General features: G+C 36.7%; 16 protein-coding genes. 8 read left to right on the top strand and 8 right to left on the bottom strand.

What is annotated here, in order from left to right:
• Positions 1 to 22 precede the first annotated feature (22 nt).
• Positions 23 to 805, top strand: a complete 783-nt coding sequence (locus HXV90_RS19270) for an enoyl-CoA hydratase (protein ID WP_048391764.1) — start codon at positions 23 to 25, stop codon at positions 803 to 805.
• 52 nt (positions 806 to 857) lie between these two features.
• Here the strand turns inward: HXV90_RS19270 and HXV90_RS19265 are convergent, their stop codons facing one another.
• A complete protein-coding gene (locus tag HXV90_RS19265; RefSeq protein WP_036075853.1) occupies positions 858 to 1,043 on the bottom strand; it encodes a YhzD family protein in 186 nt (61 codons plus the stop codon).
• A gap of 259 nt (positions 1,044 to 1,302) precedes the next feature.
• On the opposite strand from HXV90_RS19265, the gene HXV90_RS19260 reads away from it, so the two are divergent.
• The 4 genes from HXV90_RS19260 to HXV90_RS19245 all read left to right on the top strand — a co-directional run bounded on the left by HXV90_RS19260 (position 1,303) and on the right by HXV90_RS19245 (position 7,812).
• Positions 1,303 to 2,517 (top strand): metallophosphoesterase family protein, encoded by a 1,215-nt coding sequence (locus tag HXV90_RS19260; RefSeq protein WP_269897827.1) that lies wholly within the window; start codon positions 1,303 to 1,305, stop codon positions 2,515 to 2,517.
• A 4-nt stretch (positions 2,518 to 2,521) separates the two neighbouring features.
• A complete protein-coding gene (locus tag HXV90_RS19255) occupies positions 2,522 to 5,410 on the top strand; it encodes an ATP-binding protein (RefSeq protein WP_269897826.1) in 2,889 nt (962 codons plus the stop codon).
• A complete protein-coding gene (gene yhaM / locus HXV90_RS19250) occupies positions 5,407 to 6,342 on the top strand; it encodes a 3'-5' exoribonuclease YhaM (protein WP_048391758.1) in 936 nt (311 codons plus the stop codon). Before HXV90_RS19255 ends, yhaM begins: the two co-directional genes overlap by 4 nt.
• A 165-nt stretch (positions 6,343 to 6,507) precedes the next feature.
• Positions 6,508 to 7,812 (top strand): methyl-accepting chemotaxis protein, encoded by a 1,305-nt coding sequence (locus tag HXV90_RS19245; RefSeq protein ID WP_048391756.1) that lies wholly within the window; start codon positions 6,508 to 6,510, stop codon positions 7,810 to 7,812.
• A 63-nt stretch (positions 7,813 to 7,875) separates the two neighbouring features.
• Here the strand turns inward: HXV90_RS19245 and HXV90_RS19240 are convergent, their stop codons facing one another.
• Positions 7,876 to 8,856, bottom strand: coding sequence for a peptidylprolyl isomerase (locus HXV90_RS19240; protein ID WP_048391754.1), 981 nt, complete (start codon positions 8,854 to 8,856; stop codon positions 7,876 to 7,878).
• 143 nt (positions 8,857 to 8,999) lie between these two features.
• Between HXV90_RS19240 and HXV90_RS19235 the strand changes: the two genes are divergently transcribed.
• On the top strand, positions 9,000 to 9,104 hold the full coding sequence (locus HXV90_RS19235) for a YjcZ family sporulation protein (protein WP_004230765.1): 105 nt from the start codon (positions 9,000 to 9,002) through the stop codon (positions 9,102 to 9,104).
• 246 nt (positions 9,105 to 9,350) lie between these two features.
• Here the strand turns inward: HXV90_RS19235 and HXV90_RS19230 are convergent, their stop codons facing one another.
• The 6 genes from HXV90_RS19230 to HXV90_RS19205 form a co-directional block, all read right to left on the bottom strand.
• On the bottom strand, positions 9,351 to 9,536 hold the full coding sequence (locus tag HXV90_RS19230) for a hypothetical protein (RefSeq protein ID WP_008173337.1): 186 nt from the start codon (positions 9,534 to 9,536) through the stop codon (positions 9,351 to 9,353).
• Positions 9,537 to 9,606: 70 nt separating this feature from the next.
• Positions 9,607 to 10,152 (bottom strand): DUF3267 domain-containing protein, encoded by a 546-nt coding sequence (locus tag HXV90_RS19225; protein WP_016992098.1) that lies wholly within the window; start codon positions 10,150 to 10,152, stop codon positions 9,607 to 9,609.
• A gap of 205 nt (positions 10,153 to 10,357) precedes the next feature.
• Positions 10,358 to 10,918 (bottom strand): HTH-type transcriptional regulator Hpr, encoded by a 561-nt coding sequence (locus HXV90_RS19220; RefSeq protein ID WP_004230760.1) that lies wholly within the window; start codon positions 10,916 to 10,918, stop codon positions 10,358 to 10,360.
• A gap of 157 nt (positions 10,919 to 11,075) precedes the next feature.
• Positions 11,076 to 11,471 carry a YtxH domain-containing protein gene (locus HXV90_RS19215; RefSeq protein ID WP_269897825.1) on the bottom strand — a complete coding sequence of 132 codons (396 nt, stop codon included), beginning with the start codon at positions 11,469 to 11,471 and terminating at the stop codon, positions 11,076 to 11,078.
• 134 nt (positions 11,472 to 11,605) lie between these two features.
• Positions 11,606 to 12,142: a tryptophan transporter gene (locus tag HXV90_RS19210; protein ID WP_112116634.1), complete on the bottom strand. Its 537-nt coding sequence runs from the start codon at positions 12,140 to 12,142 to the stop codon at positions 11,606 to 11,608.
• A 148-nt stretch (positions 12,143 to 12,290) separates the two neighbouring features.
• A complete protein-coding gene (locus tag HXV90_RS19205; protein ID WP_269897824.1) occupies positions 12,291 to 12,704 on the bottom strand; it encodes an HIT family protein in 414 nt (137 codons plus the stop codon).
• Positions 12,705 to 12,808: 104 nt separating this feature from the next.
• On the opposite strand from HXV90_RS19205, the gene HXV90_RS19200 reads away from it, so the two are divergent.
• Positions 12,809 to 13,558: an ABC transporter ATP-binding protein gene (locus HXV90_RS19200; RefSeq protein WP_066037077.1), complete on the top strand. Its 750-nt coding sequence runs from the start codon at positions 12,809 to 12,811 to the stop codon at positions 13,556 to 13,558.
• On the top strand, positions 13,542 to 14,723 hold the full coding sequence (locus HXV90_RS19195; protein WP_269897823.1) for an ABC transporter permease: 1,182 nt from the start codon (positions 13,542 to 13,544) through the stop codon (positions 14,721 to 14,723). Before HXV90_RS19200 ends, HXV90_RS19195 begins: the two co-directional genes overlap by 17 nt.
• Positions 14,724 to 14,736 lie beyond the last annotated feature (13 nt).

The raw sequence follows: 14,736 nt of genomic DNA, 5'->3' as shown, positions 1-14,736 counted from the left end.
TTCATATTTGGGGGTTATAGAGATGGAATTTTCAACGATTACATTAGAAAAATTAGAGCGTCGAGCAACCTTAACATTGAATCGTCCACAGGCGATGAATGCAATGGATGATGTCATGATGCGTGAACTTGCAGAATGCTTTGAGGCTCTACAGCAGGAAAAAGATATTCAGGTGCTTGTTATTCGTGGAGAAGGAAAGGTCTTTTCTGCGGGTGGTGATATAAAAGCAATGCTAGATGAAAGCAAACCACTGAATATTGATGAGGCAATGGTTTATCTGACACGTATCGTGAAGGCATATTATCAGCTACCAATGATTGTGATTGCAGCGGTTCATGGTGCATCAGCAGGTTTAGGATTTAGTCTAACACTAGGGGCAGATATTATTGTAGCCTGTGAAAATAGTAAACTTGCTATGAATTTCATTGGAATTGGACTGATTCCAGATGGGGGCGGTCATTTCTTCATGAAGGAGCGTGTAGGTACTGTTAAAGCGAAACAAATGATATGGGAGGGAAAGGTATTAACAGCAAAAGAAGCATTAGATGCAGGGTTAATTGATTATATTGCACCAGAGGGCACTGTATTTGCAATGGCAGATCAGGTGGTGGGGAAAATGCTTGCATCCCCGATTTCTTCCATGATTACAACGAAAAAAATTCTACATGCACAAAATATGCCACAGCTAGAAAATATCTTAGCATTAGAGGCTGAGGGCCAGTCTGCAATGCGTAAAACAACAGATCATGTCGAGGGCATTCATGCATTTGTAGAGAAAAGAACGCCTGTCTTTGTAGGCAAATAAAATTAATAAAAGGCGCGTAGCAAACCATTGACTACGTGCCTTTTATTAGCCACTAAACATGGAATAAAATTAATTTACCTGAAGCGTTTACAAGACGATGAGTTTTATCGGCAACACCTTTTTCCTCAATTTGTTGTTGTCCATTTAGTTTAGCAGCCTCATCATTTTCAAAAGTCCAAGTTTCATCAAACAATGTTTCCCCTGTTTTTTCAAAAGCTGTAAAACGATAATTCTCCATACAGACCCCACCCTTTTACTTGAATATATTTCTATTATACATAGAAGATTTATAAACTTCACGGTAAAACTAGTGAATTTTTTGATAAATTACGAAAATTGTGGAAAAAGTAAGGCAATGTTGTTTTTTTCCGTAATAGCATTTTTCATCAAACATGAGTTATGATAAAATAGAACAAATATTCGGTTCTGAATAAACAACATATTATTACTTTGGTTTTGTACTAAAGAGAGAATTATCTACTATTTGAGGTGATTGGATGTCAGCAATTCGTTTTTTCCATATGGCAGATTTACATTTAGATAGTCCATTTAAGGGCTTATTTGGTCTACCCGAACCCATTTTAAAGAAAATACGGTCAAGCACTTTTGAAGCGTTTGATAAAATTATCCTTAAAGCGATTCAGGAAAAACCTGATTTTTTACTAATTGTTGGGGATATTTATGATGGTGAAAATCGTAGCTTGCAAGCACAACGAAGATTTCAAGATGCAATGGAGAAGCTTTTTCAACACAATATCCCTGTCATTGTGAGCTACGGAAATCATGATCATTTAAATGGTACATGGACACGCTTTTCTTTACCAAGTAATGTCTATGAATTACCAGCTGAAACGAGTGTAGTTCAATTAAAAATACGGGGTCAACAAGTGAATATATATGGTTTTAGCTATCCTGAACGTCATTTAAAGGAATCCGTTATTGAAAGCTATCCAACTGCACATGATCAGCATGCCATTCATATTGGTATGCTTCATGGCAGTGAGGCAGGCAATACAACACACAATGTGTATGCCCCTTTTACAAAACAACAGTTACTTGAAAAGAACTATCATTATTGGGCGCTTGGCCATATTCATAAACGACAGCTTTTACATCAAAACCCTCCAATTGTTTATCCAGGCAATATTCAAAGTCGACATCGTAAAGAACAAGGAATGAAAGGCTTTTATGATGTGACGCTATCCAAAACATCGACTGAGCTTGATTTTATCTCTACCTCTGCTGTTGTTTATAGCACCATTGAGGTGGATTGTACGAATGTGGTACACGCCAATGAATTATTGAAGAGATGTGCAGAAGCTATTACAGCTAATAGGAAGAAGTATGGCGCATCGGTAGTAGAGCTTCATTTGCAAAATATTGACGAACAAACGGAAGCTTTATTTGAACATGCAACAGTAGATGCGTGGTTAGAGACTATTCGAGAGGCTGAGGAAGGTATTGACCCAATGTGTTGGGTACAAAAAATGGTGTTGCAAAAGGCAGCGAGATTTTATGAGCATACAGCAACAACTCAATCCGTTGTGAGCTTAATGGAACAATGGAACAGTAATGAATGGAAGGATATTCTAAAAGATTTGTACCAATATGCTGGTGGTGCGAGGCTGATAGAGCCACTTAGTGAAAAGGATATTGAGAACTTAACCCATCGTGCACAGACATTATTAGCAGAAGAAATTCAAAGGGCGTGATTACATGCTGACAATACAGAAAATCCAAATTTATGGCTTTGGTAAGCATGAAAATATCTCCATTTCGTTAAATGATGGTGTCACTATTTTTTATGGATTAAATGAAGCAGGAAAAACGACGATACAGCAGTTTATACTACAAATGCTTTTTGGTTTCCCAACAAGGCAGCAGATACAGTGCAAATATGAGCCGAAAATTTCAACGAAATATGGAGGTCAGCTGACACTTTTACACCCTATTTATGGTCAATGTACAGTTGAACGTGTGAAAGGAAAGGCTGCTGGTGATGTTACTGTCTACCTAGAGGATGGAACGACGGGGCATGATGAGTTGTTAGTAAAGCTTTTATATGGATATTCTAGGGTATCCTTTGAAGCCATTTTTTCTTTTTCGCTGCATGAACTACAAGGTATTGAAAAAATGTCTGAAGAGGAGCTAACCCATTTGCTACTTGCCTCAGGTACAACAGGTATTCAGTATTTATCCGCACTTGAAAAGAAAATGGATAAAGAGGCTAGTGAGCTGTTTAAAAAGACAGGTAAAGTGCCATTGATTAATCAAAAGATTGAACAACTAAAGCAGCTTGAGCGGACAATTAAACAGGAACAGGGGAAGATTCAAACCTTTGAGGATAAATTACAGCAATTACAATTACTTGAACAAAATTTAGAACAGCTATTTGGTACGCAAAAACGGCAACAGCAACAATGGCAGCAATTAACTATTCAAAAGCAAGCACTCCCTCTCCTCAAGCAGCAACAGACATTGCAACAGACAATGACCAATTTTCAACATGTTCAGTTTCCATCAGAGGGTATCAGACGGTATGAGCAGGTAAAGGATCGTCTGTTACATGAAAGTCAGCAACTGATGCAATTAAAGGAGCAGCATCAAATATTGCAGGAGAAAATACTTGCAACAGTGGATGAGCAAAAGGTCAATGAAATGGCTTACCTTATGCAAAAAGAGGCAACGTGGCATCAGCTAATGGTGAAAGAGCAAAATTTACAGGATGATCTATTTTTGCTCGAACAAGAAATTGAAGCACAGTTTCGTTTACTAGGTGTAACAGAGAAAGAAGCACAAGAAAATCTTTTGAACGAAACAGTTTCACTCCAACAGGAGCAACAATTTCAGCTTCAATTAAGTAAATTAGACGAGGCGGAGGAAGAGCTAAAATTTCATCTACGTTCACTAGAGCAAGTACACCTAGAATTAGATGCAATAGCCAAACAAAAGCAACAGCTAATGCGTGAGTCATTAACAAGTGAGGAAGAACATATTTTAGCACAATGGCCTCAACAAAAGCGGAGGCTTGAGCAACTACGTTCTGCCAAATCGCAACGCAGTAAGCAGAAGCAGCCTCATGACTTTATCTGGCTTGTACTACTGATTTGCTTCATGTCGTTTGCTTATGGTGTATTTGAAAAAAACATAGTTGTAATTCTAATTGGAGCAGTTTTATCATTGCTAACTTTTTTGTTTATTCGATATGTTAAGCAAGCAAATGAACCTACTAATAAAGAGCATAACATCCTCCTACGGGAGTTAGAGCAAGAGGAATTGACAGTACAAGCAGTTCTTGCAAAGAAGCAAAGATATGAAGATCGCTGGTTGCACATCAATGAACAGCAGAAAGAGAAGGAGCAGCAATATACTTCTCTTGAATATAAAATTCAACTAACGGAGGTAGAGAGTGAAGAGGCCACTCAAACGCTCCAACATTTTTTAAAGCGTTATCGCTTACAAGGAACGATAGCCAGATCGCTAATGCCCGAATTATTTATGCGTATTCGTGGTGTACAAGAATTAGCAGCTAAAAGAAACAGTATCTCAAGTCTGTTGCAAGAAACGCAGGTAGAAAAGAACAACATTTATGAGCAGCTTCAACGGGTTTTAGAGGGAGCCTATAATGAACATGAAATTTATATGCATTTACGAACAGCTTACCTTGAAGCACAACAGCAACAGCAGCAAGCACAGCATGCAAAAGATCAGCTAGCCAGCGTCCAAATAAAAATAGAAGGTGGACAATCAAGAATGGATCGTTATACTGCTGAAATGTACGAGCTATTCAAAGAAGCAAAGATCCAAAATGAAGAGGCTTATTATGAAATGCATGAGCAATTTGAACAGAGAAGAAAAATTGAGACTGAATTGCAAACCGTCCAGGCTCAAATATCTTCACTCGATCTTCAACAGAAGGAAAATCTGATTGAGGACTCTGTTAGCGAACGCATATGTGCTTTAGAACAAGAGCAGCAATCATTGCAACTAGAAATTGATCAATGTCTGGAACAACGTGCTGCTTTGCTAATGGAAAAAGAACAGCTATTAAATGATGAAAAGTATGGTCAATTACTTCAACAGTTTGAGCAGGAGAAAACGGAATTGCAGCAGTTAATTGAGCAGTGGGCAACTAAAAAAGCTGTGGCGACAGCTATTCATGAAACCCTATTCCGTCTTCGTGAAGAAAAATTACCTCATGTCCTTGAAGAGGTAAATGCTATATTCCGTTTACTAACAGGAGGAAACTATGACAAAATTTCGATTCATGAGGATGGTTATTTTGTAGCACAGGATGCTGCAGGAATACGTTATCAAATGGTGGAGTTGTCACAGGCTACCAAAGAGCAAGCTTATATTGCATTGCGAATGGCTCTAGCAAAAACCCTAGTGAGCGCTGCTCCATTTCCAATGATTATGGACGATCCTTTTGTCCATTTTGATCGAAACCGCACAGACAAAATGGTACAATTAATGAAAGAAGTAGGATATGAACGTCAAATTTTGTATTTTACTTGTCATGACACAATGCTCAACTATTGGAAGAAAGAGCAGATTGTCGATATAGGAGCATTAGCAAATGAAAGGGGAGTGGCGTCAACATGAAAGGGATTACGACGCTCCAAGTTGGAGAAGTAGTTGATCAATTTTTATTAATAAAACAAGCGACAAAAGGGGTTACAACCGTTGGGAAGCCATTTATGTCGCTAATATTACAAGATAAGAGTGGGGATATAGAGGCAAAGCTATGGGATACGAATGAGGATCATGAAAAGATGTACCATGCGGAAGCCATTGTACGTGTTGGCGGAGAGATTCATGACTATAGAGGAAAGAATCAATTGCGTATTAAATCTATCCGTGTTGCTAAGCCAGAGGAAGGAATTGCTATTCACGATTTAGTGCCATCCTCTGCAACACCAAAAGAACAACTATATGAAGAATTAACGCAATTTTTCTTTGACATTAAAAACCCTAATATCTCACGGATTACAAGAGCAGCAATTAAAAAACATCAAGAGGCTATTTTAGTTTTTCCAGCAGCGACTAAAAATCATCATGACTATGCATCAGGTTTATTAGATCATATGGTCTCCATGCTCAAACTAGGTAAAGCCATTGCTGACCTATATCCAACATTAAATCGTGACTTATTATATGCTGGAATTATTTTACATGATGTAGGCAAGGTTGTAGAGTTATCAGGCCCAGTTGCCACAATGTATACAGTGGAGGGCAATTTATTAGGTCATATTACGATTATGGTAAATGAAATTGCTAAGATTGCTAGTGAGCTTGAAATTGAAGGTGAAGAAGTCATGCTGTTGCAGCATATGGTATTGTCACACCATGGGAAAGAAGAGTGGGGTAGCCCGAAAAAACCTATGATTCAGGAAGCAGAAATTTTGCATTATATCGATAACATTGATGCAAAGATGAATATGTTAACAAGGGCATTAGGTAAAACGACACCGGGAGAATTTACAGAGAGACTCTTCCCACTTGATAATCGTTCATTCTATAAGCCTACTATTTAAAAAGCAATATCAATCGTCCCATAAACTAACGTTGCTGTCTAGCTATTCGATATTAATTTCTCTGAGTCTAAGTATTCATATATTTAATTGTAGTGCCTAACTATTGTACCAATGTGAATATTTAATTTAGAATAGAGAGAGAAATTATAGGAATGGGGAAAAGTAATGGATACAGAGGGACTTTTTTCACGGAAAATTAAGTTTTGGAAAAGTTTAATTTTCAAAATGATACTAGCTATCGGCATAAGCTTATTTATTAGCTCCCATATTTCAGAATTTGTTAGTCGTCAATTCGAGAAGGTAGTCCATTTGAATGGAAGTGCTGGGGTTGCCATTAATACATTTATTTCGTTATTTATTGGCACAGTAATTATTTCGTTATGTACAAGGTATATTGTCTTAAGGCGTGTAAAGCGTGTGTTAAATGCTATGACCCAGGCTGCTGATGGTGATTTAACTGTTCGCATTGATGATCGATTAAAAGATGAAATTGGTCAATTATCGACTGAATTTAATCATATGCTGGAACAAATAGGGACGGTCATTGAAAAGACGAATAAAGCATCGACAGATGTATCAACCTTTACAAAGGAATTTACAACGATTACCGAACAAAGCAGTCAAACAGTTGAAACTATTTCGGGTGCCATTGGGGAAATTGCCTCCAGTGCAGAAGGACAATTAAGGCAAATGGATTTATTATCTGAATCAGCACATTTAATTACTAAAGATATGGATCATGCATCTTCTGCTATACAGGAAGTTGCCTCAATAGCAAATGAAACGAACCAAAAGGCTGATTTAGGATTACAGTTAATTGAGCAAACGATTGCAAAAATGAATACTATTAATGAATCTGTTCACCAGTCAACTGCAGTTGTAAATGCTTTAGGCGAAAAATCGAAGGAAATCAGTACGATTGTAGCGTTGATTACAAGTATTACAGATCAAACAAACTTGCTTGCATTGAATGCATCTATTGAAGCAGCTCGTGCAGGAGAGGCTGGAAAAGGCTTTGCAGTAGTGGCAGATGAAGTAAGAAAGTTAGCAGAGGAATCTGGAAAGGCTGCAGATAATATTCGAACATTGGTGGATGATATCTTAAACCAAACCTCCAGTGCTGTTTATGCTATTAATAGCGGTACACAGTTTGTGGAGGAAGGCCGTGAGTCTGTTGAACAGACAGGCGATACCTTTAAAAATATAGTCGTATATTTGCAACAGATAAGTCATCGTACAACGGAGGTAAAGGATATTGTCTTGCGTGTCAATGAGAAAGCTAGTCAAACAGATGAGGCTGTAAAAGAAGTCGTTGGCATAGCAAATGGCACATCTTCGGGCATACAGCATATTGCTTTATCTATCGAGCAACAAAGTGCTTCTAATGAGGAAATAGCAAGTGCTGCAAATGTTCTTCAGACAATGTCAAATGACTTACAAACTGAAATTAGCCAATTTAAAGTAAAATAGAGTAAAAAAGAGAAGCATCTGATGTATCAGGGTGCTTCTCTTTTGTTATATACTAGACTCTAATTATTTAGATTCCTTGTCAGTATCTTCTGCTTTATCTTCGGAATCCTCTTTTGGCGCATTTTCTTCAGCTTTTTTAGCTGCTTCTTCAGCTGCTTTTGCTTGTTCTTCACTTGTTGTTGTAAAGAATTTAAGCGGTTCTTTTAAATCTTTATCAGATGTTTTCACATCGGCATCTTTAGCCATTTTTGCAACGATATCTTTAAGAATCGTTTGAGCTTCACCAGTTTGGTTCAGTTTACTTAACATAGTTGAACGAATGTTTTCTTCTTCGTCTTTAAATGAACCAACACCTTTTACATCACGCTTGTCCGTAATTTCAATTACATGGTAACCAAAGCTAGATTTTACTGGTTCACTTAATGTATTTAATTCAAGAGCATAAGCGGCATCGTTAAATTCATCTACCATTGAACCTACAGAGAACCATCCAAGCTCTCCACCTTTTTGAGCAGAGCCAGTATCTGTTGAGTACTCTTTTGCAACGTCCTCAAACTTAGCGCCACCCTTAATTTTTTCAATTACTTCTTTTGCTGTTTTTTCATCTGCTACTAAAATATGACGACCATTTAATTCTGTTTTCATTTGCTCGTAGTATTTTTTCACATCTTCTTCTTTAATTGCTTGATCTTTTAAAGCTTTTTCTTGAAGAAGTTGAACACGTAAAGAATCTTTAAAGCCCTGTTCTGTTAAACCACTTTCAGCAAGCGCTTGTGTAAAGCCATCACCAAATTGTGATGCAGTTGTGTCATACGCTTCTTTGATTTCTTTATCTGTTACTTCATATTTGTCAGCTAAAACTTTTTCAGTCACCATTTGCTGCATTACATATGAGCCTGTTAAAGCTTTTGCCTTTTCATTAAAATCAGCTACTGAAATATCGCCCACTTTAGAAGTAACGATTGCTTTGCTGTCTCCGCCGCTACAAGCACCAAGCGCTAATACAGATGCAGCTAAAGTTAAAGATAAAACTGTCTTTTTCATAGTGGATATTCTCTCCTAACATGGTTTCGTCCATTTTTTACTATAACATAAACGTTTTAAAAACAAAATGGTTCCCCCTTGAGTATTGCCTATATTTCAAATTTTGAAGCGCATAGGATATAGAAAAGAAAGGGGGTGAAGTTATGGGCAACGGAGGATACGGTGGCGGTGGCTACGGCTCAGGCTTTGCTTTATTAGTTGTGTTATTTATTTTATTAATTATCGTTGGTGCAGCGTTCCTATACTAATTAATAAAACAGCGAAAAGCTAAGAGCTTTAACTCTTAGCTTTTCTTAACAATGTTAGACATTCGCGCCGCATGCCTTAGGTTCTAAACAATTTATTTGTTTAGTAAAAGTTGTTGCATGGGGGGCTCGACTTATCTTCAAGCGTGCGGACGGGCGCGGATGGTGCACATGTTTTTAAAAGGGCCTTTTCAAAAAAGCCCGAAAAAATTTAGATTCCATTACGCCGAGGCGTAATGGAATTTTCTGTTAAACTGCATATAAAATTTCAATGTAGAATGAGACAAGTAGGATAGTAATAAGTATATTTATAGTTCGGAATATTTTTGGTTGGTTTTCTTCGGGAATTTCACGTCGCATGCATAGAGCATATGTCATGCGGTTAATTTGAAATAAATAGAATACCGAGAATAGAACTACAATCATTAATAGCAAGTCTATTCCTCCCCTCTTTCAATAGTAATAGCATAACAAAGAACGTCAATAAAAAACAAGTACAAGCAATTTAGTGAACAGTCGGTGGAACTAAAATTTCATAGCCTTTAGGTGTTTCCTCTATTTGTGAATTTTTAGGTGAATTCAAGAGATACTTTACGTAAAGGATATCAATCAGGCATAGACTACAGTGATAGGCTAACAGCAATGTCCCATAATGGGTATAGGCTGGTAAAAGCCATGTTCCAACTATAATACTAGTATTTAGAACGATAAAAGGCGTAAGTAATGCTAAGATGTATCGATTTTTAGATAATGGCTCTCGAATTCGCATGTGTAAAACAGGAATTATATAAAACTGACTACGTACACGTAATTTTAAATGTTGGCGTAAATCAAATAGGGCCACAAAGTGCAAAAATTTGTGAATGGGATAAAGTGTTAGCACAGCTATCACAAAGAGCCAGAATAGTCGATCTGTATAATGCTCTTCATTAAATAAATTAAACGTTACATACGAAACAGAAAAGACCAATAAAAAAGTAATGACACCCATTATAATAATACGCGTAGTACCGTAATGATGTTCTAAATTTAAAATTTTCCAGCAATGCATGGTTTTTTATCAACTCCGAATAGGAAGTGTCCTATTTAATGTAAATTGAATTATGTTAGAATGCAAGAAAAAGGAGGTACTTCAGAAATATTTCTGAAATACCTCCTTTCACATGACTCATTCCTGAATGAACAGTAGTATAACTCATTTTTGTTCAACTTATAAATAATTGCAGGAAAAATTATGTGCAGTTTGAAGCTTCGTCTTATCCTTTTACAGGTGTGCGTTCTTCTAGTGTGTCAAAGGAATCACGGAAATGTTGGAAAGAGCGTTCGAAAATATCGATGAAATCTTCACCATAGATATTACGAATAACAGCCATTACATCTAAAAAATCAGGGAAACGGCCATATAAATCTTTTAATGCTAATGATCCTTCCAGTACGGAATGATACGTATTATGGTAGTTTTTATTCATCTCTATAATGAGCTCTGTGCCAGCTTCTGTAAGTTCAACATACGTATTACGTTTATCGTCATCACGCTTGGAAAACTTAAGAAAGCCACGCTCTTCTAATTTTTTTGAGAAATTAAATGCTGTAGAAACATGCATAACGCCAAATTTCGCAACATCAGAAATGGAAGCGCCTTTTAAATGGTATGAAATCCATAAAATATGGTGTTCATTAATATTTAAATCATAAGGTTTAATCCATTGTTGCCAATCCTTTTCAACCGCTTTCCACAGCGCTTTTGATAACTGTGCGATTCTTTGACTATAAAGCATCGCTTCTTTTTGTGTATATAATTCCTCTGACAAAGCCATCACCTACTGCTTTCTTTCACATTTTTAAAAATATTATAGCAGTAAAGGAAAAAAGTTTAAAGTTAGAAAAATTAAAAAATTGAAAAGTGGCTAAAAAATAATATTATAGCAATAGTTTTTGATAAAAATACAGATTATCTAACTATCAACAAGGACTTTAGTCGCTAACTTTTTCTTGGGGTTTTTTCTTATTTTCTGTAATTTGTGCAATGTTTTTCTCGATTTCGCTTATCGAATTCTGTAAAGCATCTAAATCTTGTTGTAAATTATTTTTCGTTGGTTCGATTTCTTCAGTAAAAGTCGTAATTGTTTGCTTTAAATCATTTATTATTTGTGGGATATTATTTTTTACTTCATTTGTTAATGTATTAACAGATTGTTTAACAGTTCCTACTTGTTGTTTTACATCAAGGAGCATACCCTTTGTTTGGTCAACATTTTGTTTAACAGAAGCACGTAGCTGTTGCCCAGATTGTGGCGTGGAGAAAAGTACAGCGATTGTCCCACCGATAATTCCTGTCGTTAGTCCAAGTAAAAATGGTTTTGCTTTCATATTAGATACCTCATTTCTAGTCATGTTTATTTACTATTAAACCATGAAATGCACCAATACAAAAAGAAAAAAGAAACTAAACGAGTGATTTGACCGTCACAGTTTAGTTTCTTTTGATTATTTAAAGTGTTTATTTATGAAATTTGAGAAATAGCTGTATTGAATTTAGAGCGCTTCACTAATTTTGAAACAATTGGATAAATAACGGCAAACGCAACAACGTTAAATACGACAGCTGGAAGGACAACGCCAATAAATAGCATCGCAAACGTCGCGCCAACATTTGCATTAAACACAAAAAGCGCTACTGCTAAGAAGACAGTTCCTGAAAGAATTGTTCCCAAGCCAACTAAGACAGCAGATACGGCGAAATGACCTGCCAGTTTTTTGAGAATGATTAAAGCAGCTAAAAATACAAAACCAGTAACAGCTTTATCAATAATATTTGGAACTAGACCTGCTGGGAATGTTGTAAATAAACCTGAAAGCACCCCTGTTGAAAGAGAAAGTAGGAACGTTTCTTTCACTGTTGGGAATAATAGAATACCAATAAACATCATGGTTAACATAAAATCAGGCTTCATCCCATTCACCATTCCTGGTGTAACCACATAAAGTGCAGCACCGACACCTACTAACAGTGCCATTAATACTAAATTCTTTGTATTCATTTGAATCTCTCCTCGACTATGCTAATCTATTTGTCTCCTAACGTGTCCTCTTGACCGCTAGCGAAACTTATTTGTGATTGTACGCTAAATTTTAAAAATTTGCAATACAGCATTCTGAACATTCAGATGTTAATATATTACAAATGGCTTATAGATTGGCTTTAATATTTTCTGCTACTTCTGACAACTGCTCTGGTGAGTACTTTTGTGTTTGCCAAATTAAGCCTAGCCCTTCTTTTTCATCGTAACGCGGAATAAAATGTAAGTGGTAGTGGAAAACAGTTTGTCCAGCAGCAGCACCGTTGTTATTAATGGTATTCAAACCAATCGGCTGAAATGCTGCATTAATTGCATTTGCAATTTTTGGTGCTACAGCATATAGATTACGAGCCACTTCCTCTGGCATTTCAAATAAATCTTTGCAGTGATGCTTTGGAATTAAAAGTGTATGGCCCTTTGCAACAGGTGAAATGTCTGTGAATGCATAGACATGATCGTCTTCATAAATTTTTGTACTTGGAATGGAACCATCAATAATTTTGCAAAATAGGCAATCGCTCATAAGAATTTCCCCCTTAACGTATATGTAAGTACATTCTATCATACTCAAACCTGTATCATTTGCTAATTTTTGATAAAATATAATACAAGAAGAGGAGTGAGAATATGTCAGTATTAGAGGTACAGCATGTGACAGGTGGTTATACAAGAAAACCTGTTATTAAAGATCTATCTTTTACGATTGGAGAAGGTGAACTAGTTGGCTTAATCGGCTTAAATGGAGCTGGGAAAAGTACAACGATTAAACATATTATAGGAACAATGTTGCCAAAGGAAGGGGACATTCGTCTAAATGGTGTAACATTAAAGGAAGATACGGACAAGTATCGTACAGCCTTTTCCTATATTCCTGAAACCCCTGTATTATACGATGAGCTAACATTAAGAGAGCATTTAGAATTAACTGCAATGGCTTACGGTATTGACAAAGCAACACTCGATGCTCGTTCTGAGGTACTGTTAAAAGAATTTCGAATGGAGAAAAGATTAAATTGGTTCCCTTCACATTTTTCAAAGGGAATGCGTCAAAAAGTTATGATTATGTGTGCCTTTTTAGTGAATCCAAGTCTATATATTATTGATGAACCTTTTGTGGGATTGGATCCATTAGGTATTCAATCGTTATTAGATCAAATGGATGAAAAGAAAAAAGAAGGCGCTTCTATATTAATGTCTACACATATTCTATCGACAGCTGAAAAGCATTGTGATCGCATTATCTTATTGCATGAAGGAAGAGTTCGAGCACAAGGAACAATGGCTGATTTACGTCAATCATTTGCTATGCCGTATGCGACATTAGATGACCTCTATATTGCTATGACAAAGGAGCGGGACCATGAAGAACTTGCGTGATGTATGGTCCTCTCGCTTCATGCATTATATAGGAGAAGTACAAAAATATATGCAATTTATTTTTACAGGGCATATTGCTATCGTACTTGTATTTCTAATAGGAGCAGGGGGCTATCAATATAGCGAATGGCTGAAAGTTGTTCAAACAGACTTTCCAGCAGAAGTCCTGATAGCTGTTATCATCGGGATTTTATTGGCCTTTAGCCGTCCGACTACATTGTTGAGAGAGCCAGATCAAGTATACTTATTACCTTTAGAATCAAAGATGTCTTTGTATTTCAGCAAGGCGTTGGCTTGGACGTTTTGGTCTCAGGTGTGGATTGTAGCGATTGTCTATATTGTTAGTATCCCTTTATTAAAAGCCGTGACTGAATTAACAACGGTCGAAATATGGACAATATTTTTACTTACTATTGTGTTGAAATATCTAAGTGTTCGTGGAGAATTCAGCTATCGTTATAGTGAACGAGGGCAGATGGTTTGGGTGGATAGGTTTATCCGAGCTGTCATTTTTGTAGCTGCTATTTATATGGGGCTCCATGCGCAGTTGTTATTAGCAGTAATAGCGACAGTTATTAGTGTTGTTTATATAATCGTCTTTAGTAAAAAATCAGTTGGCGAACCAGTGCCGTATGAGCATTTTGTCAAGCTCGAACAGAATCGTATGATGAGCTTCTATCGTTTTGCAAATTATTTTACAGACGTACCTCATTTACACGGTAGCATTCGGTGTCGAAGCTGGATGGACTGGCTCTATAAATTTGTACCATACGGTAAGGGAAATGCTCAAAAGTACTTGGTATTTCGTACCTTTATTCGAACAGATGACCATTTCTATTTATGGGTACGCCTTACTGCTATTTCAGCAATCATTGCAGCATTTGTAGATATTCCTGTCGTTACATGGATTGTAGCAGGTGCACTCAGCTTTGCTACAACTATTCAGTTAAAACAAGCTCTGTTATCCAGTGGCGAGTTTCGAATGGACATGCTCTATCCGTTACCAGATCATGCTCGTCAACTAGCTGTGAAGCAAATTGTGCGTTTAGCCATGATTACACAAGCTATTGTTGTGGGCTTATGTGCTATGACACAACCAATGTTTTATATTGCCTTTATCATTGTTTTGGTGATTAGTGAATTAACGTCGAAGGTTTCAAAGTAGAATAGAATACTAA

Source organism: Lysinibacillus sp. JK80, from assembly GCF_027557635.1.
Classification (GTDB): domain Bacteria; phylum Bacillota; class Bacilli; order Bacillales_A; family Planococcaceae; genus Lysinibacillus; species Lysinibacillus capsici.
Note: the sequence above shows the minus strand (reverse complement) of the source record. Positions and strands in the feature narration are given on the sequence as shown.

Bases quoted from the DNA above. Each gene is read 5' to 3' on its own strand.
- HXV90_RS19270 (WP_048391764.1), top strand. From the start codon at position 23: ATGGAATTTTCAACGATTACATTAGAAAAATTAGAGCGTCGAGCAACC.
- HXV90_RS19265 (WP_036075853.1), bottom strand. From the start codon at position 1,043: ATGGAGAATTATCGTTTTACAGCTTTTGAAAAAACAGGGGAAACATTG.
- HXV90_RS19260 (WP_269897827.1), top strand. From the start codon at position 1,303: ATGTCAGCAATTCGTTTTTTCCATATGGCAGATTTACATTTAGATAGT.
- HXV90_RS19255 (WP_269897826.1), top strand. From the start codon at position 2,522: ATGCTGACAATACAGAAAATCCAAATTTATGGCTTTGGTAAGCATGAA.
- yhaM (WP_048391758.1), top strand. From the start codon at position 5,407: ATGAAAGGGATTACGACGCTCCAAGTTGGAGAAGTAGTTGATCAATTT.
- HXV90_RS19245 (WP_048391756.1), top strand. From the start codon at position 6,508: ATGGATACAGAGGGACTTTTTTCACGGAAAATTAAGTTTTGGAAAAGT.
- HXV90_RS19240 (WP_048391754.1), bottom strand. From the start codon at position 8,856: ATGAAAAAGACAGTTTTATCTTTAACTTTAGCTGCATCTGTATTAGCG.
- HXV90_RS19235 (WP_004230765.1), top strand. From the start codon at position 9,000: ATGGGCAACGGAGGATACGGTGGCGGTGGCTACGGCTCAGGCTTTGCT.
- HXV90_RS19225 (WP_016992098.1), bottom strand. From the start codon at position 10,152: ATGCATTGCTGGAAAATTTTAAATTTAGAACATCATTACGGTACTACG.
- HXV90_RS19220 (WP_004230760.1), bottom strand. From the start codon at position 10,918: ATGGCTTTGTCAGAGGAATTATATACACAAAAAGAAGCGATGCTTTAT.
- HXV90_RS19215 (WP_269897825.1), bottom strand. From the start codon at position 11,471: ATGAAAGCAAAACCATTTTTACTTGGACTAACGACAGGAATTATCGGT.
- HXV90_RS19210 (WP_112116634.1), bottom strand. From the start codon at position 12,142: ATGAATACAAAGAATTTAGTATTAATGGCACTGTTAGTAGGTGTCGGT.
- HXV90_RS19205 (WP_269897824.1), bottom strand. From the start codon at position 12,704: ATGAGCGATTGCCTATTTTGCAAAATTATTGATGGTTCCATTCCAAGT.
- HXV90_RS19200 (WP_066037077.1), top strand. From the start codon at position 12,809: ATGTCAGTATTAGAGGTACAGCATGTGACAGGTGGTTATACAAGAAAA.
- HXV90_RS19195 (WP_269897823.1), top strand. From the start codon at position 13,542: ATGAAGAACTTGCGTGATGTATGGTCCTCTCGCTTCATGCATTATATA.